The sequence below is a fragment of the Sediminibacterium sp. C3 genome, from assembly GCF_000508085.1.
Taxonomy (GTDB): Bacteria; Bacteroidota; Bacteroidia; order Chitinophagales; family Chitinophagaceae; genus Sediminibacterium.
Genome location: NZ_KI669560.1, coordinates 2,062,557 through 2,087,047, shown reverse-complemented (window position 1 = coordinate 2,087,047; position 24,491 = coordinate 2,062,557). Strand labels below are relative to the sequence as shown.

Annotated in this window: 23 protein-coding genes, 1 tRNA gene and 2 pseudogenes; 24 read left to right on the top strand and 2 right to left on the bottom strand. The window is 39.1% G+C overall.

What is annotated here, in order from left to right; all coding sequences use genetic code 11:
- Nucleotides 1-30: 30 nt before the first annotated feature.
- The 14 genes and pseudogenes from F777_RS16380 to F777_RS18190 all read left to right on the top strand — a co-directional run.
- Nucleotides 31-3,062, top strand: a pseudogene (locus F777_RS16380) (efflux RND transporter permease subunit); the annotation flags it as partial.
- Nucleotides 3,063-3,140: 78 nt separating this feature from the next.
- Nucleotides 3,141-4,406, top strand: a complete 1,266-nt coding sequence (locus F777_RS18380; protein ID WP_369792000.1) for a TolC family protein — start codon at nt 3,141-3,143, stop codon at nt 4,404-4,406.
- Nucleotides 4,407-4,432: 26 nt separating this feature from the next.
- Nucleotides 4,433-5,203 (top strand): efflux RND transporter periplasmic adaptor subunit, encoded by a 771-nt coding sequence (locus tag F777_RS18205; RefSeq protein WP_201767596.1) that lies wholly within the window; start codon nt 4,433-4,435, stop codon nt 5,201-5,203.
- A complete protein-coding gene (locus F777_RS18200; RefSeq protein ID WP_201767595.1) occupies nt 5,200-5,646 on the top strand; it encodes an efflux RND transporter periplasmic adaptor subunit in 447 nt (148 codons plus the stop codon). The genes F777_RS18205 and F777_RS18200 overlap by 4 nt, the downstream gene beginning before the upstream one ends.
- A 226-nt stretch (nt 5,647-5,872) precedes the next feature.
- Entirely contained in the window at nt 5,873-6,340 is a 468-nt protein-coding gene (locus F777_RS0109690) for an MgtC/SapB family protein (protein WP_026751865.1), read from the top strand.
- Nucleotides 6,341-6,378: 38 nt separating this feature from the next.
- Nucleotides 6,379-6,993 carry a hypothetical protein gene (locus F777_RS0109685; RefSeq protein WP_026751864.1) on the top strand — a complete coding sequence of 205 codons (615 nt, stop codon included), beginning with the start codon at nt 6,379-6,381 and terminating at the stop codon, nt 6,991-6,993.
- A gap of 10 nt (nt 6,994-7,003) precedes the next feature.
- Nucleotides 7,004-8,926, top strand: coding sequence for a heavy metal translocating P-type ATPase (locus F777_RS16370; protein ID WP_081720501.1), 1,923 nt, complete (start codon nt 7,004-7,006; stop codon nt 8,924-8,926).
- A 72-nt stretch (nt 8,927-8,998) separates the two neighbouring features.
- Nucleotides 8,999-9,376, top strand: coding sequence for an ArsR/SmtB family transcription factor (locus F777_RS0109675; RefSeq protein ID WP_026751863.1), 378 nt, complete (start codon nt 8,999-9,001; stop codon nt 9,374-9,376).
- Nucleotides 9,373-9,687, top strand: coding sequence for a mercuric transporter MerT family protein (locus F777_RS16365; protein WP_026751862.1), 315 nt, complete (start codon nt 9,373-9,375; stop codon nt 9,685-9,687). Before F777_RS0109675 ends, F777_RS16365 begins: the two co-directional genes overlap by 4 nt.
- Complete coding sequence (locus tag F777_RS0109665) at nt 9,653-10,060, top strand: transposase (RefSeq protein WP_026750796.1); 408 nt, start codon at nt 9,653-9,655, stop codon at nt 10,058-10,060. The genes F777_RS16365 and F777_RS0109665 overlap by 35 nt, the downstream gene beginning before the upstream one ends.
- Nucleotides 10,057-10,950: an IS3 family transposase gene (locus F777_RS0109660; protein ID WP_051408404.1), complete on the top strand. Its 894-nt coding sequence runs from the start codon at nt 10,057-10,059 to the stop codon at nt 10,948-10,950. The genes F777_RS0109665 and F777_RS0109660 overlap by 4 nt, the downstream gene beginning before the upstream one ends.
- A 294-nt stretch (nt 10,951-11,244) precedes the next feature.
- Nucleotides 11,245-11,526 (top strand): hypothetical protein, encoded by a 282-nt coding sequence (locus F777_RS0109655; RefSeq protein WP_152530903.1) that lies wholly within the window; start codon nt 11,245-11,247, stop codon nt 11,524-11,526.
- Nucleotides 11,527-12,033: 507 nt separating this feature from the next.
- Nucleotides 12,034-12,807: pseudogene (locus tag F777_RS18600) on the top strand (recombinase family protein); the annotation flags it as partial.
- Between the two features lie 37 nt (nt 12,808-12,844).
- On the top strand, nt 12,845-12,982 hold the full coding sequence (locus F777_RS18190; RefSeq protein ID WP_201767594.1) for a hypothetical protein: 138 nt from the start codon (nt 12,845-12,847) through the stop codon (nt 12,980-12,982).
- Nucleotides 12,983-13,543: 561 nt separating this feature from the next.
- Here F777_RS18190 and F777_RS0109635 read toward each other — a convergent pair.
- Nucleotides 13,544-13,617: transfer RNA gene (locus F777_RS0109635), tRNA-Arg, on the bottom strand.
- A 107-nt stretch (nt 13,618-13,724) separates the two neighbouring features.
- On the opposite strand from F777_RS0109635, the gene hutH reads away from it, so the two are divergent.
- From hutH to F777_RS0109610, 5 genes are all read left to right on the top strand, one after another.
- Nucleotides 13,725-15,227, top strand: coding sequence for a histidine ammonia-lyase (gene hutH / locus F777_RS0109630; RefSeq protein WP_037369345.1), 1,503 nt, complete (start codon nt 13,725-13,727; stop codon nt 15,225-15,227).
- 3 nt (nt 15,228-15,230) lie between these two features.
- Nucleotides 15,231-15,752: a hypothetical protein gene (locus tag F777_RS0109625; protein ID WP_026751857.1), complete on the top strand. Its 522-nt coding sequence runs from the start codon at nt 15,231-15,233 to the stop codon at nt 15,750-15,752.
- Between the two features lie 17 nt (nt 15,753-15,769).
- Complete coding sequence (locus tag F777_RS0109620) at nt 15,770-17,434, top strand: glutamine--tRNA ligase/YqeY domain fusion protein (RefSeq protein ID WP_037369342.1); 1,665 nt, start codon at nt 15,770-15,772, stop codon at nt 17,432-17,434.
- Nucleotides 17,435-17,505: 71 nt separating this feature from the next.
- Nucleotides 17,506-17,718, top strand: coding sequence for a hypothetical protein (locus F777_RS0109615; protein WP_026751855.1), 213 nt, complete (start codon nt 17,506-17,508; stop codon nt 17,716-17,718).
- Between the two features lie 67 nt (nt 17,719-17,785).
- Nucleotides 17,786-18,160 carry a hypothetical protein gene (locus F777_RS0109610; protein ID WP_026751854.1) on the top strand — a complete coding sequence of 125 codons (375 nt, stop codon included), beginning with the start codon at nt 17,786-17,788 and terminating at the stop codon, nt 18,158-18,160.
- Between the two features lie 13 nt (nt 18,161-18,173).
- Here F777_RS0109610 and F777_RS0109605 read toward each other — a convergent pair whose 3' ends face one another.
- Entirely contained in the window at nt 18,174-18,395 is a 222-nt protein-coding gene (locus F777_RS0109605; protein ID WP_026751853.1) for a PspC domain-containing protein, read from the bottom strand.
- A 149-nt stretch (nt 18,396-18,544) separates the two neighbouring features.
- Between F777_RS0109605 and F777_RS0109600 the strand changes: the two genes are divergently transcribed.
- From F777_RS0109600 to F777_RS0109580, 5 genes are all read left to right on the top strand, one after another.
- Entirely contained in the window at nt 18,545-20,815 is a 2,271-nt protein-coding gene (locus tag F777_RS0109600; RefSeq protein WP_026751852.1) for an aconitate hydratase, read from the top strand.
- A gap of 213 nt (nt 20,816-21,028) precedes the next feature.
- A complete protein-coding gene (locus F777_RS0109595) occupies nt 21,029-21,319 on the top strand; it encodes a hypothetical protein (RefSeq protein ID WP_152530902.1) in 291 nt (96 codons plus the stop codon).
- 34 nt (nt 21,320-21,353) lie between these two features.
- Nucleotides 21,354-21,890, top strand: coding sequence for an N-acetylmuramoyl-L-alanine amidase (locus F777_RS16360; RefSeq protein WP_201767593.1), 537 nt, complete (start codon nt 21,354-21,356; stop codon nt 21,888-21,890).
- 301 nt (nt 21,891-22,191) lie between these two features.
- Nucleotides 22,192-23,256 carry a hypothetical protein gene (locus tag F777_RS0109585; RefSeq protein ID WP_026751850.1) on the top strand — a complete coding sequence of 355 codons (1,065 nt, stop codon included), beginning with the start codon at nt 22,192-22,194 and terminating at the stop codon, nt 23,254-23,256.
- Between the two features lie 67 nt (nt 23,257-23,323).
- The gene (locus tag F777_RS0109580; protein ID WP_026751849.1) at nt 23,324-24,478 is read left to right on the top strand and encodes an acyl-CoA dehydrogenase; all 1,155 of its coding nucleotides are present in this window, start codon (nt 23,324-23,326) and stop codon (nt 24,476-24,478) included.
- Nucleotides 24,479-24,491 lie beyond the last annotated feature (13 nt).

The following is a 24,491-nucleotide window of genomic DNA, read 5'->3' as shown; positions in this document are numbered from 1 at the left end:
TCGTCTTGTTTCAAAACATTAAATAGAAATATGCTTAATAGAATCATTCAATTTTCCATTAAAAATAAATTGGTCATTGGCCTTTTTACACTCGCATTAATAATATGGGGTGTTTATTCGGCCAATAAATTGCCGATTGATGCCGTTCCTGATATTACAAATAATCAGGTACAGATAATTACGTTGAGTCCATCATTGGCGGCACAGGAAGTAGAACAACTTATTTCATTCCCGGTGGAACAAACTATGGCCACCATTCCGGAAGTGCAGGAAATCCGTTCCATATCCAGATTTGGATTATCCGTAGTTACTGTTGTATTTCATGATGATGCTAACATATATTGGGCTCGTCAACAAGTAGGTGAGCGGTTGATAGAAGCCCGCAACCAAATACCCAATAACATCGGCAATCCTGAGATGGCTCCTATTTCTACGGGATTAGGTGAAATTTATCAATATGTTTTACATGCTAAAAAAGGGTATGAAAATAAATATGACGCCATGTCGCTTCGAACGATTCAGGACTGGATAGTCCGTCGTCAGTTGCTTGGGACACCCGGTATTGCTGATGTAAGCAGTTTTGGCGGTCTTTTAAAGCAATATGAAATTGCATTGAATACAGATAAACTTCGCAGTTATAATTTGTCGATAGCGGATGTATTTAATGCTCTTGAAAAAAATAACCAGAATACTGGCGGTGCATATATAGATAAAAAACCCAATGCTTATTTTATCCGCAGTGAAGGATTTATTAAAACAATTTCTGATATAGAAAAAATTGTTGTTACAAGAACTTCCGGTGGCGCACCGGTTTTGGTTAGAGATATAGCCACCGTACAGTTAGGCCATGCCACCCAATATGGCGCCCTTACCCGTAATACAGAAGGACAGGTAGTTGGGGGCATTGTAATGATGCTTAAAGGAGCAAACTCAAGTGAAGTAATAGGCAGCGTTAAGGAAAAGATAGTTCAGATACAAAAAAGCCTTCCTGAAGGTGTAGTAATAGAGCCCTTTCTTGACAGAAGTTCCCTTGTTGGCCGGGCTATAAATACGGTAAAGACCAACCTGATGGAAGGAGCATTGATCGTAATTTTTGTTTTAGTTATATTTCTGGGCAATATTCGTTCGGGTTTGATTGTGGCTTCTGTTATTCCGCTAGCCATGCTCTTTGCTATAGCCCTGATGAATATATTCGGGGTTTCTGGTAACCTGATGAGTTTGGGTGCTATCGACTTTGGATTGATAGTGGATGGGGCCGTAATTATTGTAGAAGCAACCATGCACCACCTCGGCTTGCGAAAGCAAAATACAAGGCTAACACAGGCAGAAATGGATACAGAAGTATTTGAGTCGGCTTCGAAAATTAGAAATAGTGCTGCTTTTGGTGAAATAATTATATTGATCGTTTATTTACCTATTCTGGCACTCGTAGGTATCGAAGGAAAAATGTTTGGCCCGATGGCGCAAACTGTATCTTTTGCCATTCTTGGGGCATTCTTACTGTCGCTTACGTATGTACCTATGATGAGCGCCTTAATTCTCAGTAAAAAAATTAGCCACAGGGAAAACTTCTCCGATAAAATGATGAAGTTTTTCCAGCGGCTTTACACCCCATTAATACGTGGGGCACTTAAGATGAAATTACTGGTAGTGAGTATTGCTGTTGGTGTATTTATAATCAGCCTCATTATTTTCAAAACATTAGGAGGTGAATTTATTCCCACTTTAGAAGAAGGAGATTTCGCAGTAGAAACAAGGTTGCTGACAGGTAGTTCGTTAAGCCAGACAATTGATAAAATAACGCAGGCTTCGGATTTACTGATGAAAAAATTTCCTGAAGTAAAAGAAGTGATTGGAAAGATTGGTGCCTCTGAAATACCTACCGACCCTATGCCCATAGAAGCATGTGATATTACCATCCTTTTAAAAGATAAAAAGGAATGGACCAGTGCACATAACAGAGAAGAGTTGGCTGAAATGATGCAGAAAGAGCTGGAGAAAATTCCCGGTGTTTCCTATGGGTTGTCGCAGCCTATACAACTTCGGTTTAATGAATTGATTTCAGGTGTTCGACAGGATGTGGGGATTAAGATATTTGGGGAAGACCTTGATGTACTGGCAGATCTGGCAAAAAAAATCGGTGTGATTGTACCCACAGTAAAAGGTGCAGAAGATTTATATGTAGAACAGGTGACTGGTCTGCCGCAAATTATGGTTAAACTAAACCGTGATAAGATTGCGCAATTTGGTTTAAATGTAGAAGATATAAACCGTACCATCAGCGCTGCTTTTGCAGGTGAAGCCGCAGGTATTGTTTATGAAGGCGAGAAACGTTTTGATATGGTGGTAAGGCTAGAAAAAACAGGCCGCCAGAGTATTGATGATGTTAAAGGATTATTTATTGCTGCACCTGATGGCAACCAAGTTCCATTGGAGCAGGTAGCCGATGTCAATATGCAGTTAGGTCCTAACCAGATTCAACGTGAAGATGCCAAGCGAAGAATCATTGTTGGCTTTAATACAAGAGGCCGGGACATTTCATCAGTTGTAAAAGAAATCCAGGAAAAAATTGAGAAACAGGTAAAAATGCCTCCTGGATATTTTATTACTTATGGCGGGCAGTTTAAAAATCTTGAAGAGGCCAATAAACGATTATCAGTGGCGGTACCTGTCGCATTAGCGCTGATACTTTTATTGCTCTATTTCACCTTTGGTTCAATTAAATATTCCTTACTCATATTTACAGCTATACCGATGAGTGCTATTGGCGGTGTATTCGCCTTATGGTTAAGGGGAATGCCATTTAGTATTTCGGCTGGTGTTGGTTTTATTGCGCTATTCGGTGTGGCGGTATTAAATGGTATTGTATTAATCAGTGAATTTAACCGGTTAAAAAGGAAGGTATGACAGATATAAATGCAATCATCTTAAAGGGAACTTCTATAAGGTTGCGACCGGTATTAATGACTGCGACGGTTGCTTCATTAGGCTTTTTGCCAATGGCATTGTCAACAGGTTCCGGAGCAGAAGTGCAAAAGCCGTTAGCAACGGTTGTAATCGGAGGATTGATTACGGCCACATTTCTTACGTTGGTGGTTTTACCAGTATTATATACATGGTTTGAGAAGATAAAACCAAAAATGATGAAGTCTGATGTGGTGAAAGGGGTGGCTTCATTACTCATCCTGTTTTTAACCTCATCATTTGCTGCAAATGCACAACAGCCAAAAATAGTTATCAATCTTAGTGATGCTGTTGCATCAGCTATGAAGAATAATCCTTTGGTTAAAGTAGGAACGCTGGATATAAGTTACCAGCAGCAGTTGAAAAAGACAGTAAAAGATTATGGCAAAACAAATTTCGGTGTAACGTTTGGGCAGTACAATAGTCGCATTGCCTATGATAATAATTTCAGCATTAATCAGGGCATACTGAATCCAGGGTACTTTAAAAGTCTCATAAAGCTATCTGAATCAAATATCAAAAGTAGTGAACTGCAATTGAGAATTTATCAAACTGAACTTGCAGCGAACACAAAAATATCGTATTACCAGTTAATCTTTTGGATGGAGGAAATAAGGTTGCTGAAAGAGCTACTATCCATTTACGAAAATATACTGAAATCTTCGGCATTGCGATACAAAACAGGAGAAACAAATGCATTAGAAAATTATAATGCTGAAAGCAAGGTAAATGAGACAAAAGCGCAATTGCGAAGTGCAGAAGAAGATTACCGGATTGAATTAAATCGTCTGAAAGTGTTCACTGCAGATTCTTCTGTTACGTCAATTGCCGACACATTACTTGTTGAAAAGCGGATACAGGTCAATTTTGATACCGCTGCCATTGCAGCAAACCCCACACTTGCATTTATTAAACAGCAGATTGATATTGCAAACAAAGAGAAAGCTGTTGAGCAGTCAAGATTAAGACCAGATTTCTCAGTAGGCTATTTTAACCAGTCTTTAGTAGGATATCAAACTGTGAATGGAGTTGATAAATATTATGGTGTTGGCAATCGTTTTCAAGGAGTTAATTTAGGTATCAGTATTCCCATATTTGCCAGGGCGCAAAAAGAAAAAGTAAAAGCAGCAGAAGTAAACCGGGTGCGCCGTGAAGCAGAACTGACCAATTATCAATTCACCCTGCAAGGTGAATTAACAACACTGTTTGGAGAATTGCAAAAACAAAAAGTTCAAATAAACTATTACCGAAATACAGCTTTGCCGCAGGCCAATCTCATCATTACGCAGGCACAAAGAGCTTTTACTGCCGGCGAAATCGGTTATTATGAATTGACACAATCACTCAATAATGCCGTTGTTGTAAAACAGGGATATACCAAACTTTTAAATCAATATAATCAAACCGTCATTGCTATCGAATTTATCGGTGGCATCAATTAATCAGAACGGGGTAAAATAAAATTAATATGAAACAGAAATTTTTGAATTCACTTATTATACTTACAGCGGCTACTATATGGCTTTCATCCTGTTCTTCCAAAGGAAATACAGAAGCAGCCCCGATTGAAGTAACGAAAACTGAAGAAGCAGATATTGTGGGCTTGTCGGAAGACCAGTTTAAAACAGTCGACATTCAGTATGGTGTTGTAGAAGAAAAAAAACTCAGCAGCGTTATCAAGGCAACAGGAGTACTGGATGTTCCTCCGCAACAGCTATTAACCGTTTCTTCTCCCTATGGAGGCACATTAAAAAATACCGATTTACTGCAGGGGAAGCCCGTGGTAAAAGGTGAAGTTATCGCCGTACTCGAGAATCCTGAGTTTATCCAGCTTCAGCAGGATTATCTGGATTATAAAAGTCAGTTGATTTACCTGAAAGAAGAATTGGAAAGACAACAAGAGTTGGCAAAAGAAAATGTAAATGCAAAAAAAACCTTGCAAAAAGCCAGCAGCGAGTATAACAGTATGACGGCAAGAGTACAGGGATTAAAAGCAAAACTGGGGCTTATCAATATCAATCCTGAGAAAATCAACCCGGAAAACATTTCAGGCAGGGCAAATATTTATGCACCTATATCGGGCTATGTTACTAAAGTATTGGTGAATATCGGGAAGTTTGTAAACGCTAACCAGGAACTATTTGAAATTGTAGATACCCGTCACCTTCATGCAGAACTGATCATTTTTGAAAAGGATGTTCCGAAATTAAAGATTGGTCAGAAAATTCGTTTTTATTGAATAATGAAACAAAGGAGCGGTTTGCAGATGTGCATTTAATTGGTCGTGAGATCAGCGCTGAAAGGACGGTTAGGGTTCATGGACATCTGTCTCAGGAAGATAATAACCTGTTGCCAGGGATGTATTTAAAGGGAATTGTAGAAACAGGTATTGCTACCACTACTGCGCTGCCTGATAAAGCTATCGTTCAAGCAGCAGGAAAATCTTACATTTTTATAGTAGCAAATGAAAAGAATAGTGAAAAGAAACCTGCCGATGGGAAAAATGAAGTCGCTACAGAAAAGCATATTCTGTTTAAAAGAATTGAAGTGACGACTGGCGTTTCAGAAAATGGTTATACCGAAGTGATTTTACCAGGAGGGTTTAACAGGAAAATTAGCGTGGTGATTAACGGAGCTTATGATTTATTGTCGAAGATGAACAATGTAGAGGAAGAAGAATAAAAATTGGATGGGTCGGAGCCCTGCTTTGTTTGCCTCATTTATGAAAATGGGAAACCTTGAGCGGCAGGGCCCCTCTACCCAAACATTTTAAAAATACACCGATGGATATCCCAGTAATAAGTTTATCCGCTACCATGGATATTAATTAAAAACAGATGATAGGTGTTAGAAATCTGCCGGCTGAAGAAGATCCAAAAACCTATTATGTTATGTAAATATTGAAAAAATGGATGTTCGATTCGAATTAATAATTGTTGGGAAACTCATCGTTTCGTTTCTGTTGGGTACTTTTATTGGCTTTGATAGAGAGAAACACGCTCGCAATGCCGGTATAAAAACCTATGCCGCTGTTTGTATCGGAGCTACTTTATTTACTGCTGTTGCGGCTCATCTTGTAGGTGATGCTGCTGCTATCTCCCGGGTAATAGCCAATATTGTTACAGGTGTAGGCTTTCTTGGAGCTGGTATTATTTATCGGAACGACAGTGCCGGAACATCTCATGGACTTACAACAGCAGCCACGGTTTGGTGTACTGCCGCAGTTGGTGTGGCAGTAGGCCTCAGTATGTTTATCATTGCTATTGTTGGAACAGTTACCTTATATTTATTGCTTTCACTGCATCAACAGAAATGGTATGTAAAATGGAAAAATAAAATGATAAACAGGCATAACGAAAAACACAACACTGATTAATTGGTTAAAATAAAATTGTATATTAGGAGTATTGTAACATGTATAGTATAATAACAGGTACCATATTATTAGGGATTACTCATGCTCTTATTCCCAATCACTGGTTGCCATTGGTTGCTATTGCAAGGTCGGAGAAATGGGAAAAGTATGAATTGATACTGGTGGCATCTATTTCTGCCTCTGCGCATGTGATGGGTACTGTTATTCTTGGGATAGCTTTGGGAATGGTGGGCTCAAAGCTGGCGTATCACTTTGAAGGATATGTGCATGTAATTGCTCCAGTATTATTGATCATATTCGGTTTGATATATTTTACAGTTAATCTGCCGCATCATCATACTGCAAATAATGACGTGCCGCACTACAAAAAGTCAAAAACTAAATGGGTGTTGATTTTTGCGACCACTATGTTTTTATCTCCTTGCCTGGAAGTAGAAAGTCTTTTTCTGACAGCTGGTGCTTATGGCTTGAATGGTATCTTATTGATCGCCTTAGTATATGCAGTAATCAGCATCACCGGGATTATCACTCTTGTAATACTTGCATTTAAAGGAGTTCAAATGATGAATTCACAATTTATTGAGCATAATGAAAAACGAATTACAGGTATAGTTTTAATTATAGTAGGTATTGTTACATTTTTTTTACACTAAATAAGATAGTATGACACATAAACATGATGAAACAAAAATTGCTGCACATGGCCATGGATCCGCGAAGGATGAAAACGAATCGGGTTGGAAAAATCATTGGGATCTATTATTGGCATTAGTAATATTAATCATTCTGCTTGTACTGGAATATGGCTTCAAAATGGAGTTCTCTAAGATTCCCTCATTGGCCATAAACCTGGGAGCTTATTTATTGGCAGGTCGTAAAGTATTGGACCTTGCCTTCAGAAAATCAAAGCGGGGAGATATTTTCAATGAATTTGTGTTGATGAGTGTTGCCACTATCGGTGCATTTGTGATTGGAGAATATGAAGAAGGCGTGGCTGTGATGGTTTTTTACCAAATCGGCGAATGGTTCCAGGATGCGGCTGTAAATAATGCCAAAAGAAGTATTAAAGCCCTGCTTGACGTAAGACCTGATGAAGTAACAGTTTCAAGAAATGGTACGCTTCTTGTTGTTGACCCTTCTATTGTTGAGTTAAACGAAACCATCTTGGTAAAACCAGGTGAAAAAGTAGCATTAGATGGTGAATTGATTTCAGAAAATGCTTCATTTAATACAGCAGCGTTAACAGGGGAAAGTAAACCAGATGCAAAATATAAGGGAGAAACTATTCTTGCGGGAATGATTAATCTGCATACAGTAGCAGAAATCAAAGTGAAAGCGCTGTTTAAAAATAGTAAACTGAGTAAGATTTTAGAAATGGTTCAAGATGCTACTGCAAGAAAATCACAGACACAACTATTTATTTCCAGGTTCGCCAAAATCTACACACCAATCGTTTTCTTTCTTGCTATTGTAGTTTGTTTTGTCCCTTACTTTTTTGTAGAAGATTATAATTTTCAAACATGGTTTTACCGAGCACTGGTATTCTTAGTAATCAGTTGTCCATGTGCATTGGTGGTATCCATTCCATTAGGATATTTTGGTGGCATAGGTCTTGCCTCACGTAATGGTATTTTATTTAAGGGAGGAAACTTTCTTGATGTAATGACAAAGGTTAATGCTGTGGTTATGGATAAGACCGGCACATTGACAAAAGGAGTTTTTAAAGTACAACAAGTCGTCTCGGTCAACATAGATGAAAAGGAGTTGGTAAAGCTTACGGCTGCGGTGGAAAAGAATTCAACTCATCCTATAGCCAAAGCTGTAACGGAATATGCTGGTGAAACTGTCAATGGTATCAATGCAGATGCAGTAGAAGAAATCGCAGGCTATGGCTTAAAAGGAAAAGTAGGTGGAAGGGACTTGCTTGCAGGTAATGCAAAACTATTGAAGAAATACAACATATCCTACCCAACAGAAATAGAAACCATTGTTGACACAATTGTTGTTGTTGCAATAAATAATCAATATGCAGGTTTTATAACTATTGCTGATGAAATAAAAGACGATGCTGCCCAGGCTGTCAAAGACATGCACAGCTTTAATATTAAAACGGTAATGCTTTCAGGCGATAAACAATCTGTAGTAGATGAGGTTGCAAGGAAGATTGGTATAGATGAGGCTTATGGTGATTTACTACCAGAGGGTAAGGTTGAGAAAGTACAGAGGCTAAAAGATGAAGGGCGACACATCGCTTTTGTTGGTGATGGTGTTAATGATGCACCTGTAGTTGCATTGGCGGATGCTGGAATAGCAATGGGAGGGTTAGGGAGCGATGCCACAATTGAAACGGCAGATGTAGTCATTCAAAACGATCAGCCGCAGAGAATAGTTTCAGCTATTAAAATCGGAAAGATAACCCGGAGCATTGTGTGGCAAAACATCATTTTAGCTATGGCAGTAAAAGTGTTTGTATTGATTTTGGGCGCAGGCGGTGTAGCTACTCTATGGGAAGCAGTAATTGCGGACGTAGGTGTTGCTTTATTAGCGATATTGAATGCGGTTAGGATTCAAAGAATAAAGGTTTAAAAAAAAATGTTATAAGATGTATTTCATTCTTTAAGCATTTGCTTAAATAATGATTCTTGCTATCTTTGATGAATGGACAATAATACTTGTATCAGGCTCTTTGCCGATCATGAGCAAATAAAGAGTTGCAAAAACAAGTTAAGAACTGCACAAGAGTCTTTTGCAAGCTTGTCTAACATATTAGCCTTGGCAGGTAACGAAGTAAGGCTCAAGATTGTTTATTTATTGGAAGAAGAAAAGGAATTGTGTCCTTGTGATCTTTCTGATATTTTAGGAATTAGTATTCCGGCAGTATCACAACATCTGCGAAAACTGAAGGATGGAAATATTGTTGAAACCCGGAAGCAAGGGCAAACAATTTATTATTCCCTTGCACAGGAAAATCTAAAGATTTTAAAACTTTTTTTTAAACATATTAATGTACAAACTCAAAAACTGAAAACGGTATGATAAGTACAAAATCAGCAGGCACATTTACGGGGGCAGGTGTTTTTGCTGCTATTGCTGCTTCACTTTGTTGTATCACACCTGTTATTGCATTACTTGCCGGTAGCAGCAGTATTGTCGCTAACTTTTCATGGATAGAACCGGCAAGGCCGTATTTAGTAAGTTTATCCATTGTTGTATTAGCATTTGCATGGTATTTTAAATTAAAACCAGCTGAGAAAAGCTTTATGTGGAAAATCCTGTCTAGTCCTGAAATAGCTTGTCAAAAAACTATTCAGCATGACAGAAAAGGTTCAAAAAAAGTCAAAGCCTAGTTTCCCCAGTAGCCAACCATATAGGCGGAGAAGCGAAGAGGAAATGTTAGAAATTGTCCGAGAAATTCAGGAAAGGGGAATGCCAAAGAAAACGGCATGCCGTAAATATGGAGTCAATAGGAACACCCTAAGGCTATTTATTTTAAAGCAATCCACAAAGGATTTATCCCAAAATCATTCATTAGATTTATTATCAACTATGAATGAAAATCAACAACACTTGGCATTGTCCAAAAAGATTAAGGAGCTAACTGGTGCACTTGAAAAATCTGAGTTAAAGGTCCTTACCCTTCAAACTATGATCCAAGTTGCTGAGGACGACCTCAAAATTAAGATTAGAAAAAAGTCTGGTACCAAACAGTCAAAAGAATAAGGCAAAGAAATCCAAAAGCATCACTGGAGAGTATTTGTGCACTGTTTGGTGTGACAAGGCAAGCATTTTATGATGCTCAAAAGCAAGAACAAAATATCACGATTGCTCAAATGATAGTTCTCTGTTTGGTCCGGGAGGCCAGGTTGATTATGCCAATGATTGGAACCCGGAAATTGGTTCATTATTTGGCAGGGCCACTGCAGGATCATGGGATAAAAATGGGAAGAGATCAGCTATTTAATCTACTGAGACACCATGGTCTGCTTGTCCGAAAGAGACGCAGGATGATAAAAACTACTGATTCATTTCATTGGTTAAAGAAGTATCCGGATTTAACGACAGGGCTTAATTTAAATGCATCAGAACAGCTTTGGGTGTGTGATATTACCTATATAAGAACCATTAATGGGTTTAGTTATTTGAGCTTAATAACGGACGCATATTCAAGATTGATAGTAGGATACTGTTTATACCCAACGCTGGAAGCTGTTGGTTGCTTAAAGGCCTTAGAAATGGCAATCAATAACAGAAGCAAGGGCTGTAAATTGATACACCATTCTGACAGAGGAATCCAATATTGCTCGGCGGCATATGTAGATGTATTGAAACTAAACCATATTGAAATTAGTATGACACAGAGTGGTAGCCCGTATGAAAATGCTCTGGCTGAAAGAATGAATGGTATTCTGAAAAACGAATTTTATCCCAAACGAGTTTATCAAAATCATAAAGAGGCTGTCAAGGTTTTAACTTCTAACATTGAGGTATATAATTCTAAACGACCTCATTTAAGTTTAGGCTATCTCACACCACGGTCAGCACATCAAATGACAGGTGATATTAATAAAAGCTGGAAGAGTTATCCCAGGAAAAAGAAACAGGTTTTTTAAGACATAGCAGAAGTACACTAAAAATAATCGGCAAAATATTTTGCCGATTATCGTGTTCATTTGGTTGGAATATCCCTGACAAGATGCCCCTCAGCAGAGCTTGTTTACGTTTCTTCCAACGTTTTAAGGCTAATAAATAGATCAAAATATACAAGGATATAAAATGACTATCTTTGATTGTAAACAAAATCCAGGATTAAGAAAAACACATGTAAAGTAATATCCGGATTAATTTTTAAATGTGTAAGGTTTTTTTAGGACGAGACAGCCATCAATTTTGATAAGGATGGATTGGTGCGATATAAGCATTGGTCAGGAACATCTCTGGAGGAAATGGTTCCCAATCTTGGCTACCTGAAAACACAGTTTGAAATCAATCAGCGGTTTTACCTGATCGACCAACAGTCACCCATCAATTTTGGGGATGCCATGCGTTTTTTGCAAAGCCGGTGGCTGGAGCGAAGGATGAACGCTGATAGAAAACTGTTATTGAAAAGCAATAGCGGGAGACAGGGTGGTCATCTGCTAAAGAAACGGCTTCGCCATAACCGTCGTCTAAATACAAACAATTCATGAATGCGGATTTCAAACTGCAGGACTTTTTCTCGGTAGTTTCTGAGGATACGCGGATTACTGTTGCCCATATCAGCCTATACCTTGCGTTAGTGAATGAATGGCAGATCCAGGGGTGCCCCATTGGAATACCCGTTGACAGAACAAGATTGATGTATCTCGCTAAGATAAACGCCCGACAGACCTATGATAAATGTATGCATGATCTCCACGCTTTTCGCTATATCAACTACCTGCCAAAAAGAGCGAAGGGTGAAAGTTGGTTAGAGTTCAGGCGCTTGGTATAGACTTTCTTTTGAGTTTTTCTGGAAATAAAAACCGGTGATTTTTTGCCGGTTTTTTTGTGAGTATGAAAAGTGAATTTTATGGGAAACTTTATCTACATGACCCCTGAAAAGGTTATGGAAATTTTAGCTAAAAATGGTAATTTTGTTACCTTATCCGAGGCGGAGATAATTCTATCATTCCTTGCCAATTTGGCCTCCATTTCTTTACATCAAATCGTAGAAAATGAAGGCAGATTTATACATCCGGGTGAGCACGGATGAGCAAGCAGAAAAAGGGTATTCCCAAAGAGATCAGGAAGAAAGATTACGTAAGTATTGCGCTTACAAGAATATCCAGATCCGCAACGTTATTTACGAGGATTTTTCTGCCAAGACATTTCTGAGACCAGCGTGGAAAAAAATATTGGAATCTTACCGATCAAAACATGGTCAAGTCCAACAGATTTTATTTACCAAATGGGGTCGGTTCAGCAGAAATGCAGCGGATGCTTTCCAGATGATTAATCTACTTCGCAAATTAGGCGTTGAACCCTGTGCTATTGAACAACCTTTAGACCTTGATATTCCTGAAAACAAAATCATGTTGGGCATTTACCTAACATCACCCGAAGTAGAAAATGACAGACGTGCAATAAATGTTCGTAACGGTATGCGAAGGGCGGTAAAAGAGGGTAGGTATATGAATGGGGCACCTATTGGATACATCAACAGAACCACACCTGAAGGGAAAAAATACATTGCGGTTGATCCTCCAAAAGCAGAAATCATTAAATGGGCATTTGAAACGATTGTAAACCGTCAGCTCCATATTGAAGAGGTATATAGGTTAGCAAAAGAAAAGGGGCTGAGCTGCGGTAAGAATCATTTCTGGAACGTATTGCGGAACCCGGTCTATTATGGTAAGATTTTTCTAAGGGGCTACAAGGATGAGCCGGATTGTATCGTGAAGGGTAATCATGATCCAATTATTTCTGAGAAACTTTTTATTGATGTTCAGGATAGATTAAATGGGGGCAAGCGGGTTCGAAAAACCAGTGGAGAAACTCCTGAGAGGTTTTTCCTGCGTGGATATTTGGAGTGCCCCTGTTGCAGAAAAAGTCTTACTGCCAGTTCCTCAAAAGGCAGATCATCTTATAGCCATTACTACCATTGTAATAGTAAATGCGGAATAAGATTTAAGGCACTGGACGTAAATGAAAAGTTCAGTTCTGAATTAAAAAAGTTCATTCCTAAACCTGGAATGGCAGACATCTATGCTGAAGTTGTCAATGACTTGTTTAAGAAAAATTCATCTTCAAATAATATTGAGATCCAAAAATTGAATACCCGTGTTTCTGAACTACAGGATCAGATAAATAAAGCGAGAGGCAAATTTATTCTTGACGAAATTGATAAGACAGATTACCACGAAGTAAGGAAAGGGTGTGAAACTGAAATAGAACGACTGGAAGCTGAAATTTTTGAGCTTTCCAAGAAACGGATTAATATCAGTGATCAAATACGAAAAGCGATTCATAACCTGTCTAATTTGAATGAGATTTTTGAGAATGGAACTGTTTCGGACAGGAGAAAAGCCATTGGTTCGATATTCCCTGAAAAATTGGTTTTTGAAGGTTCGGATTTTCGAACCACAAAAGTGAACGAAGCTGTTCAGCTAATATTCAATATAGGAGAGGGTTTTGGGCAAAAAAAAAGTGGACAAAACGATAAGAAAATCGATTTATCCACTTGGGTGATTCGGATTGGATTCGAACCAATGACCTACTGCTTAGAAGGCAGTTGCTCTATCCAGCTGAGCTACCGAACCAGTTTTGGAGGTGCAAAATAAAGGATTTTTTTTACTAAATCAAACTGCATTTCAAATTGGGCAGATAAATTCTAAATCTGTTTACTTTGCAGCAAACGATTGACTTCATGAGCTATAATTATCTTCCTTTAGACAGCAAACCACTGAATTTCCAGCAAATAAAACACTTATTAGACTTTGATCAGCAGGTTTCTATCACTTTTGACGCTCATGAAAAAATTCTGGCCTGCAGAAACTTTGTAAATGAAAAAATGAAGGACTCCGGATCAAAATATTACGGGGTCAACACCGGTTTTGGATACCTGCAGAATGTACAAATCAATAACGATCAGATAGAACAGCTTCAATACAACCTGATTGTATCACACGCTTGCGGGTTGGGCGAGGAGGTTCCAGAACCCATTGTGAAACTGATGATGATGCTCAAAATAAAACAGTTGAGCTATGGATACAGCGGGGTACATATCAATACAGTTATTCGTTTGATGGATATGTACAACCAGCAGATTTTTCCGGTAATTTATACACAGGGCTCATTAGGGGCTTCAGGAGACCTGGCACCCTTGAGCCATATGAGTCTGCCTTTACTGGGATTGGGTGAAGTGAATTTCAAAGGGAGTAGAATGCCTGCAACGGAAGCTCTTGGATTGATGAACTGGGAGCCGATTCACTTGCAAAGCAAAGAAGGACTGGCACTGATTAATGGAACCCAGTTCATGAACGCCTATGGCTTGTATTGCTTAAAAAAAGCTGAGCATTTATTGAAAATGGCCGACCTGATTGCAGCACTGTCCATAGATGCATTTGATTGCGTTATGGAACCCTTTCACGAAGCCATTCATGCGATTAGAGGCCATCAGGGTCAAATAAAAACTGCGCAGCAAATTAGAAAATACTTAGTAGGAAGCACGATATCGCAGCAAACCAAATCTCAGGTTCAAGATCCTTATTCATTCCGTTGTATTCCGCAAGTACACGGGGCTAGTAAAGATGCATTCAAACATATTCTTGCCGTATTTATGCAAGAAGTGAATTCGGTTACAGACAATCCAAACGTATTTCCCGATCTCGACCTAATTTTAAGCGGGGGGAATTTTCATGGACAGCCCCTGGCTATCAATCTGGATTATCTATGTATCGCCATGAGTGAAATTGCCAGCATTTCAGAAAGAAGAACCTATCAGTTGATTTCTGGGCAGCGGAACCTGCCACTGTTTTTAGTGAAGAATGCAGGATTGAACTCAGGGTTTATGATTCCCCAATACACTGCGGCTGGCATTGTAAGCGAGAATAAGCAACTGTGTACCCCGTCGTCGATTGATAGTATTTCCAGTTCTAATAATCAGGAAGACCATGTAAGTATGGGGGCAAATGCAGCAACCAAATGCTTCCGTTTGCTTCAAAATGTAGAAAAAGTATTGGGCATAGAATTAATGACAGCAGCACAGGCCCTGGATTTCAGAAGACCCTCCAGCAGTTCTCCGATACTAGAATCTATAATGAAAGAGTTCAGAGAAATAGTGCCTTTTAATGATGCAGACAGAATTTTGCATACAGACATGGTAAATTCAATTAATTTTATCGCCCGTTACGAAACCGGGAAACTCTAGATTATGAAAAAATTGATACTTGCATTCATCGCTTTTGCTTCTGTGCAAATAGCGAACGGACAAAATGTTCCTCAAAAATTATCTGAAAAAGTAACCGTTGTATTCCCTACAAAACCGGCAGAAAGATCAGCCAATGGTGCTACCATTTTTTTTGCAACAGATAAGGACAGCACAAAATCTTACGGTGCTTTGGTATTTGATTTAAGTGCCATGGGTTTAATGGGAGATCCCATTGAAATGATGGGTGATGGATTTTGGGAACAACTAAAAGCAGGCATGTCCAGTCAGATGGCTGGGGCAAATATCAATAAAGACATGATCACCAAATTCAAGGACAAGAACAGTCTTTATATTGAAATTGACGGAGCGAACTCCTCAGATGAGAACTTAAAAGGGAAAAAAGCTTTTGGTTATATTTTCTTTATGGGGCCTGTTTTACATCAGGTATTGTATTACTCCAGTAACAAGGAAGCCAAAGCAGCTGATGCGCAGGCTTTTTTCGATAGTGTTGAAATAGGAAAATAATTAAGAAAAAATACGGAATGAGCAGCGAAGAGAAGAGTTTGAATTTTATTGAAGAAATTATTGAAGCGGATTTAGCCAGCGGAAAACACCAATCAATTACTACCCGTTTCCCGCCAGAGCCAAACGGATACCTGCATATTGGACATGCGAAGAGCATTGTACTAAATTTTGGTCTTGCACTTAAATATGGTGGTAGCACCAATTTAAGATTCGACGATACCAATCCCGTTACAGAAGATACAGAATATGTGGAGAGCATAAAGAATGATGTAAAGTGGCTAGGATTTAACTGGGCGCTTGAACTATATGCTTCCGACTATTTTGATCAACTCTATGCAATGGCATTGCAGCTGATTGATAAAGGACTTGCTTATGTAGACGATAGTACGAGTGAAGAAATTGCTGCGCAAAAAGGTACACCTACAACACCGGGAATCAGAAATATATATGCTGAAAGAACACCCGCTGAAAACAGGACTTTGTTCGAAGCCATGAAAGCCGGAGAATTTCCGGATGGAGCAAAAGTATTGAGAGCGAAAATTGACATGGAATCTCCCAATATGTTGCTCAGAGATCCTATTATTTATAGAATTAAACATGCAAAGCATCACAGAACCGGAGACAAATGGTGCATTTACCCCATGTACGATTTTGCACATGGACAAAGTGATTCCATTGAAAAAATAACACATTCCATTTGCACATTGGAATTTGTTCCGCATCGTCCTTTGTATGATTGGTGTATTGAAAATTTAAATACATTCCCTTCCAAACAATATGAATTTGCGCGTTTAAACATGACTTATACGGTCATGAGCAAGAGAAAATTATTGCAACTGGTAAATGAAAAAATAGTACATGGCTGGGACGACCCGCGCATGAGTACCATCAGCGGGATGAGAAGAAGAGGATATCCTGCAGCAGCCATTCGTGAGTTCTGTGACAGAATAGGAGTTGCTAAAAGAGACAACCTGATTGATGTGGGTTTGCTGGAGTTTTGTGTCAGGGAAGAACTCAACAAAACTGCATTAAGAAGAATGGTGGTTTTTGATCCCATTAAAGTAATCATTACCAACTATACTCAGGCGTCTGAAGCATTAACCAGTGAAAACAACCCGGAAAATCCCAATGGTGGCGTAAGAACAGTTCCGTTCAGTAAAGAATTATGGATTGAGCGCGAAGATTTCATGGAAAATCCACCAAAGAAATATTTCAGACTGGCACCCGGTCAGATGGTTCGACTAAAAAGTGCCTATATTATCAAATGCGAGGAGGTTATTAAAGATGATCAGGGAAATATAATGGCGCTTCATTGCACATATATACCAGAGAGTAAAAGTGGATCAGACAGTTCTGGCATACACGTAAAAGGAACCCTGCATTGGGTTAGCGCAGCACATGCCATCCAGGCGGAAGTTAGATTATACGACCGCTTGTTTAAAGTGGAAGATGTGGCTAATGCTGAAGGCGATTTCAAAGACCATATCAACCCGGATTCTTTGCAAATCATTTCAGGTGCTTATGCTGAACCAGCATTGGCAAATGACCCTTCAGGTCAGGCTTTCCAGTTTTTGCGTAAGGGGTATTTTGTACAGGATCCTGACAGCAATCCAGCCAAACTGGTCTTTAACAGAACGGTTACGCTGAAAGATGCCTGGGCTAAAGAAGTAAAGAAAGGGTAATTACCACTTAAATTAACATTTCAGAGTGCAATAGTTTCAGGGGGAATATTCATTTTTGATTAAAAATCAATATGAAAAAAACTCTGCTGCTAACGCTCTCCCTCTCTTTATGTAGTGGGTTATTAAAAGCGCAATTTGGTTCTGTAAATCAGCAATTAGTTAATGGCTCAATTATATTAAGCCCAAATTCAAGCAAAAGCCAACCCAATTTTACCAATCAACAGAACAATCTTTTTTGGGTCTTGGTTTTGGCTATGGCCGTTTTAACAAAAAGAATATTTTAACTTTTTTAGTCTGGGGTATAATTACAGTAACTTCAAAAATCTCAACAACAATCAAGAAGTATCAAATGTGGGTAATGGGTTTAATGTAGGATATCGGCAAGTCCGCTTTAAAGAACTTGCCAAAAAACTCTTTATAGGACTAAGTTTCGGAGGCGGTTTCAACATTCAAACCAATACCCAGAAATTGGTGTCCAACCCATTAAGAACCAATTCTTATGGAATGAACCTGGGTATTGCTCCGGTTCTTAGCTATCAAATAACTGAAAGATTGGTGGTTAATTTACAACCCAACACTAGTTTTGCGGATATAAATTACTCATACAGTTCAACAAAAGACAATACGGGTGTCCTCTCAAAAACCAGTGGTGTAAATTTCAGTGCAGGGTTCTTTAATGCACCGCTAAACAATCTGAGTTTTGGTATAAACTATTTGCTGAAATAAAAGGCAAATAACACTAATAGTATTTCAAAGGATTTCGCTTAGCTGCAAAAACATAGTTTTTGATGTTTTTCCAGAATGCTAGAATCATGTACAAAATAATAGGGGAGCCCATCGTCAGAAAGGAGATATAAATAAACCACATTCTGATTCTGGTGGATGCAATGCCCAGCTTTTCACCTATAGAAGAACAAACTCCAAAAGCCTGCAGTTCCAGGAATTCTCTGATTTTATCCATTGTAATCCATTTTTTTACCATAATTGAAATTACGTACAAAATTATCATTTCCTTGCAAATTTATTCGCATTCCTTTGATAGCCTACAGCTGAAATGATGTAAATTTGCGAGGCTTAGAAATAGATTCATCTCATAAAAAACATCACTTTATGGCTTTTGACATAGACATGATCAAAAAAGTGTACGCAGAAATGCCTGCCAAAGTAGATAATGCAAGAAAAACCTTAGGCAGACCACTTACCTTGTCCGAAAAAATTCTTTTTGCCCATTTACATGCAGATCAGCAACTGAGTAATTTTGAAAGGGGTAAAAGTTATGTAGATTTTGCCCCTGATCGTGTGGCAATGCAGGATGCAACCGCACAGATGGCTTTGTTGCAATTCATGCAGGCCGGACGTCCAAAAGCTGCCGTACCTTCTACGGTGCATTGTGACCACTTAATCACTGCTAGAAACGAAGCCAAAAAAGACCTTGAAGTAGCAAATGCAGAAAGTAAGGAAGTATATGATTTCCTGGCTTCTGTGTCTAACAAATATGGAATTGGCTTTTGGAAACCAGGAGCGGGTATTATTCATCAGGTTGTATTGGAAAACTATGCATTCCCAGGTGGTATGATGATTGGAACCGACTCACATACAGTAAATGCCGGTGGATTAGGCATGGTTGCTGTAGGTGTGGGTGGCGCAGATGCCTGTGATGTAATGGCAGGATTGCCATGGGAATTGAAATGGCCTAAACTAATCGGCATTAAACTTACCGGTAAATTAAGCGGTTGGACTGCTCCCAAAGACGTTATTTTAAAAGTAGCCGGTATCTTAACCGTAAAAGGTGGAACGGGTGCTATTGTGGAATATTTTGGTGAAGGTGCTGCAGCCATGAGCTGTACCGGCAAAGGTACCATTTGTAATATGGGAGCCGAAATTGGTGCCACTACTTCAACATTCGGATACGATGAAAGCATAAGCCGTTACTTGAAAGCGACCGGAAGAGAAGAAGTGGCGCAAATGGCGGATGGCGTAAAAGCTTATTTGAATGCTGACCCTGAAGTTTATGCAGAACCAGAAAAGTATTTTGATCAGGTTATTGAAATCAATTTAAGCGAATTAGAACCCCATTTAAACGGGCCTTTCACTCCGGATTTGGCAACGCCTATTTCCAAGATGAAAGAAATGGCAGCAGCCAATGGCTGGCCTACGAAAGTGGAAGTGGGTTTAATTGGTAGCTGTACCAATAGTTCTTACGAAGACATTAGCAGAGCAGTAAGTCTTGCCAAGCAGGTAGCTGAAAAAGGTTTAACGCCCAAAGCACAATACACTATTACGCCAGGAAGTGAGCAGGTACGTTATACCATTGAACGTGATGGCTTCCTTGAAGTATTTGATAAAATTGGCGCTACCGTATTTGCCAATGCCTGTGGTCCTTGTATTGGAATGTGGGACAGAATGGGTGCTGAGAAGCAAGAACGCAATACCATTGTACACAGCTTCAACAGAAACTTTGCCAAGCGTGCGGATGGTAACCCTAACACCCTTGCCTTTGTTGCGAGCCCTGAATTGGTAACTGCTTTAGCCATTGCGGGTGACTTAACTTTCAACCCAATCACCGATACTTTAACCAACGATAAGGGTGAGCAGGTAAAACTGGATGAACCCACTGGCATGGAATTACCTGCCAAGGGATTTGCAGTTGAAGATGCCGGATATCAGGCACCTGCAGAAGATGGAAGCAAGGTAAATGTACAGGTAGACCCTACCAGCAAACGTTTACAATTGCTTGATCCATTTGCAGCATGGGAAGGAACGGATCTAAAGGGATTAAAACTGTTGATTAAGGCGAAAGGTAAATGTACGACCGACCATATTTCTATGGCAGGTCCATGGTTAAAATTCCGTGGACACTTAGACAATATTTCCAATAATATGTTGATTGGTGCTGTGAACTTCTTTAATGAAAAAACAGACAATGTAAAGAATCAATTGACTGGTGAATATGGCCCTGTTCCTGCTACACAAAGAGCTTATAAAGCAGCAGGAATTGGCTCTATAGTGGTAGGTGATGAAAACTATGGAGAAGGTAGTTCCAGAGAACATGCAGCAATGGAGCCACGCCATTTAGGCGTTCGTGCCATCTTAGTTAAATCCTTTGCCCGTATTCACGAAACCAACCTGAAGAAGCAAGGTATGCTGGCTTTAACCTTCAATGATAAAGCCGATTACGATAAAATTCAGGAAGATGATACCATCAGCATTGAGGGTCTTACCGAATTTGCTCCAGGTAAGTCATTGACAGTTGTTTTACAACACAAGGACGGATCAGTGGATTCAATTGTTGTGAATCATACTTACAACGCACAGCAAATTGAGTGGTTCAAAGCAGGTGGCGCGTTGAATATTATTCGCAAACAAGTAGCCGGCAACTAATTCCGGAAAAAATACCCGAGTCCCACTGAGTTTCAGTGGGACTTTTTTATTCAATTATTATTTTGTGTTCTGACCCGATCATTAATCATATTATACCTGATCATTTTTGGTTCTTATATTCTCTGGACAAGACAGCCAGATTTTTTTGACGGAGAAAAATCTCCGGCAACCATTCAATTGGTTCAGGACTCTGCCAGTGGGAAAAACATTCCCATGGCATTTTATTCCATCGGAATTCATCAATATCGCGTTGAAGCTCATTATCCATTGATTGCTTATCAGCCAGGGCAAAAAGTTACCGTGATTTTTGAATCGGCACATCCAACTAAAGCAAAAGTGTATCGGTTCTGGGGATACTGGATACTTTGGGAAGAATTAATCGGATCTATTGTAGCCCTGATAGTATTGTTTCAGGTAGCAGTTTCTATTACCAATAATCCCAGTGCTGGATCTTTAAAGGAGCAACTTGCCTATCAACCGGAGAAAAAAACCAAATACGATTAATGCGAATGAATAACTTAGTTAAATAATCCAGATTATGAAAAAAGGAATTTATTTTTTAACTGCTTTACTAGCCATTATAGGATTTGCCTGTAATTCACATCCTTACCGATCCACTAATAAAGTATATAAAAAACAGGTTAAAAACTATCTCGGTAAAATTGGTGCCATCCCTCCAGCCAGCCTTTTATCTGATACCATTCCTCCGTCGCCTTATTGGGTGGGAACCACCAATTTTGGGATTAGGAAACCCAGTTATGTAATTATTCATCATACCGCACAGCATTCCACAGAACAAACCTTAAAAACCTTCACGCTGCCCAGAACAGCGGTGAGTGCGCATTATGTAATTGGCAGTGATGGCAAAGTGTACCAGATGCTAAATGATTATTTCAGAGGTCAGCACGCAGGTGTGAGCAGATGGGGAAATCAGTTAGACATGAACTCTGCATCTATTGGGATTGAACTGGACAACAATGGATTTGAATATTTTGAAGAAGCACAAATCAACAGTTTATTGGTTGTACTTGGTAAACTAAAAAAGACTACGCAATACCAACCGCCAATTTTATAGGACACGGAGACATTGCACCTACCCGTAAGAATGATCCTAACTGGAGATTTCCCTGGAAGTTGCTGGCTGAAAAAGGGTTCGGATACTGGTATGATGAGAAAAGAGATTCAGTCCCTGCTAGTTTTGATCATATAACTGGCCTGAGAATTGTAGGATATGATATAAAAGATACCAGTGCAGCAATCGTGGCTTTTAAAAGACATTTTTTACAAGACACCACCAAAGGTATGACCCCAATTGGCAGAGAGATTTTGTTCAACCTTCATAAAAAATATTTTTAACATGTAAATCATCATAAGTTATGCGGCGATTACTGATATTGCTGGGTTGGAGTTTATTGTTTTTTACAGAGGGGTTAAATGCGCAACTACTACCGAATATTGAAATTATCCGGGCGCTGGAAGAAAGCGACCGCTACATAGCTTCAGGACAATCTCAAAAAGCATTAATTGCTTTACATAAAGGATTACAGTTAAAAAACACAACAGAGAGTGATACCTTATTGTCGCACTTGTATAATAATATAGCTATTGTTCTGGCTCGGTACAACAATTTTACAGGGTCCATGTCTTGTTTTCACAAAGCAGGGGAAATTGAAGCCACCTATAATTATAAAAAGCGGGGTAAAAGATTTATTTCTCAATTCAGTTACCAGGTCAACTATGCCAGAGCAGAGGCTGAAAGTATTATTAGTGATGAGATTCTGGAAATAATGATTCAGGCACATATTAACCAACGGACACTTAAACCTTCTGAAGAAATTGAATCTGAACCCATTGATCCATTCAGTATTGTGGATGCTTTTTTAGACAATAAGGTAGCCAGCCATTATGCTCTACTAATTTTGATTAAACAACCCATTGCCGGACAAAAAAAGACCAATACCGGTTTAGGTGAAGTAGGACATTCCTTTATTAGTTTAATCAAATACAATGAAGACCAATCAGCCGTTAATAAAACATTTGGATTTTATCCAGAATCTGGACTTCTAATACCGGTAAATCCAATTGCGCCCAAAGCAAAATCAGTCATTAAAGATGATTCTTTTCATGATTGGGATCAACTACTCGGTAAAATGGTAAGCAAGGCCCAGTTTGAACAGATATTGGAATATATTGACCATAATATTTCTAATCAATATCACCTTAGCCATTATAATTGCTCTGATTTTGCATTAACCCTTGCGCAGATTGCTGCAATTGAAATTCAAGATACCGTGGGGCCCTGGCCTTTAGGAAGGGGAGATAACCCTGCTTATATGGGACAGAGTGTATTGAGTGGCAAGTATCTCAATCTGGACACTAAAAATAAGGAAGGCCTGTTTTCCTGCAGCAATAACTTGTTTACCAAAAAAAACAAGAAGTAATTTTTTTCAACAACAAAGTACAACCTAACGCTTGTTAGCTTATTTTTGCGGCATAAAATTTAAAACCATGCAATTCCAGTTGAGCGAAGAACATTTGATGATACAGAAAGCGGCAAGAGACTTTGCCCAGAATGAATGTAAACCAGGTGTTATTGAGAGAGACGAACACCAGAAATACCCTTACGAACAAGTAATGAAATTAGCGGAATTAGGCTTTATGGGTATGATGGTAAGTCCTGAATACGGTGGTGCAGGAATGGATACATTAAGTTACGTGCTTGCTATGGAAGAAATTAGTAAGGTAGACGCTAGTACTAGTGTGAGCATGAGTGTGAACAACAGTTTAGTGTGCTGGGGATTGGAAACATTTGGAAATGAGGAGCAGAAGAAAAAATATTTAACGCCTTTGGCACAGGGAAGAAAAGATGATTCGCTTTATATTGGTGCGTTTTTGCTGAGTGAGCCTGAAGCTGGTAGTGATGCAACCAGTCAGCAAACAACTGCTGAAGACAAGGGAGACCATTATTTACTGAATGGAACCAAGAACTGGATTACCAATGGTTCTACGGCTTCCGTTTACCTGGTAATTGCTCAAACAGACCCTGCTAAGGGAAGCAAAGGAATCAATGCATTTATAGTTGAGAAAAACTGGCCTGGTGTTACTGTTGCTGCCAAGGAAAATAAATTAGGTATCAGAGGTAGTGATACCCATACCATTCTGTTCAACGATGTAAAAGTGCCTAAGGAAAACCGCATAGGCGAAGATGGATTTGGATTTAAATTTGCCATGAAAACATTAGCCGGCGGTCGAATCGGTATTGCATCCCAGGCATTGGGTATTGCCAGCGGAGCTTATGAGTTGGCTTTGGCTTATAGTAAGCAAAGAAAAGCTTTTGGTAAAGAAATTATGCACCATCAAGCAATCCAGTTTAAATTGGCTGATATGGCTACCAGAATTGAAGCAGCACGTTTGCTTTGCTTAAAAGCAGCCTGGGAAAAAGACAATGGAATAGATTATACATTGAGTTCTTCTATGGCTAAAGTGTATGCCAGTGAAGCCGCTATGTGGGTTACCACCGAAGCTGTTCAGATTCATGGAGGGTATGGTTTTGTAAAAGAGTACCATGTTGAACGTTTAATGCGTGACGCCAAAATCACACAGATTTACGAAGGAACCAGCGAAGTACAAAGAATTGTAATCAGCAGAAGTATTTTAAAATAATCGGGTGATTAAT

What these genes read in the sequence shown, in the direction of transcription:
- F777_RS0109585 (WP_026751850.1), top strand. Translation starts at nt 22,192, where the DNA reads ATGCGGCGATTACTGATATTGCTGGGTTGGAGTTTATTGTTTTTTACA.
- F777_RS0109600 (WP_026751852.1), top strand. Translation starts at nt 18,545, where the DNA reads ATGGCTTTTGACATAGACATGATCAAAAAAGTGTACGCAGAAATGCCT.
- F777_RS0109665 (WP_026750796.1), top strand. Translation starts at nt 9,653, where the DNA reads ATGACAGAAAAGGTTCAAAAAAAGTCAAAGCCTAGTTTCCCCAGTAGC.
- F777_RS0109605 (WP_026751853.1), bottom strand. Translation starts at nt 18,395, where the DNA reads ATGGATAAAATCAGAGAATTCCTGGAACTGCAGGCTTTTGGAGTTTGT.
- F777_RS0109625 (WP_026751857.1), top strand. Translation starts at nt 15,231, where the DNA reads ATGAAAAAATTGATACTTGCATTCATCGCTTTTGCTTCTGTGCAAATA.
- F777_RS16360 (WP_201767593.1), top strand. Translation starts at nt 21,354, where the DNA reads ATGAAAAAAGGAATTTATTTTTTAACTGCTTTACTAGCCATTATAGGA.
- F777_RS0109580 (WP_026751849.1), top strand. Translation starts at nt 23,324, where the DNA reads ATGCAATTCCAGTTGAGCGAAGAACATTTGATGATACAGAAAGCGGCA.
- F777_RS0109685 (WP_026751864.1), top strand. Translation starts at nt 6,379, where the DNA reads ATGTATAGTATAATAACAGGTACCATATTATTAGGGATTACTCATGCT.
- F777_RS0109615 (WP_026751855.1), top strand. Translation starts at nt 17,506, where the DNA reads ATGAAAAAAACTCTGCTGCTAACGCTCTCCCTCTCTTTATGTAGTGGG.
- F777_RS18205 (WP_201767596.1), top strand. Translation starts at nt 4,433, where the DNA reads ATGAAACAGAAATTTTTGAATTCACTTATTATACTTACAGCGGCTACT.
- F777_RS18380 (WP_369792000.1), top strand. Translation starts at nt 3,141, where the DNA reads ATGATGAAGTCTGATGTGGTGAAAGGGGTGGCTTCATTACTCATCCTG.
- F777_RS16365 (WP_026751862.1), top strand. Translation starts at nt 9,373, where the DNA reads ATGATAAGTACAAAATCAGCAGGCACATTTACGGGGGCAGGTGTTTTT.
- F777_RS0109690 (WP_026751865.1), top strand. Translation starts at nt 5,873, where the DNA reads ATGGATGTTCGATTCGAATTAATAATTGTTGGGAAACTCATCGTTTCG.
- F777_RS16370 (WP_081720501.1), top strand. Translation starts at nt 7,004, where the DNA reads ATGACACATAAACATGATGAAACAAAAATTGCTGCACATGGCCATGGA.
- F777_RS0109675 (WP_026751863.1), top strand. Translation starts at nt 8,999, where the DNA reads ATGGACAATAATACTTGTATCAGGCTCTTTGCCGATCATGAGCAAATA.
- hutH (WP_037369345.1), top strand. Translation starts at nt 13,725, where the DNA reads ATGAGCTATAATTATCTTCCTTTAGACAGCAAACCACTGAATTTCCAG.
- F777_RS0109595 (WP_152530902.1), top strand. Translation starts at nt 21,029, where the DNA reads ATGGCATTTTATTCCATCGGAATTCATCAATATCGCGTTGAAGCTCAT.
- F777_RS0109620 (WP_037369342.1), top strand. Translation starts at nt 15,770, where the DNA reads ATGAGCAGCGAAGAGAAGAGTTTGAATTTTATTGAAGAAATTATTGAA.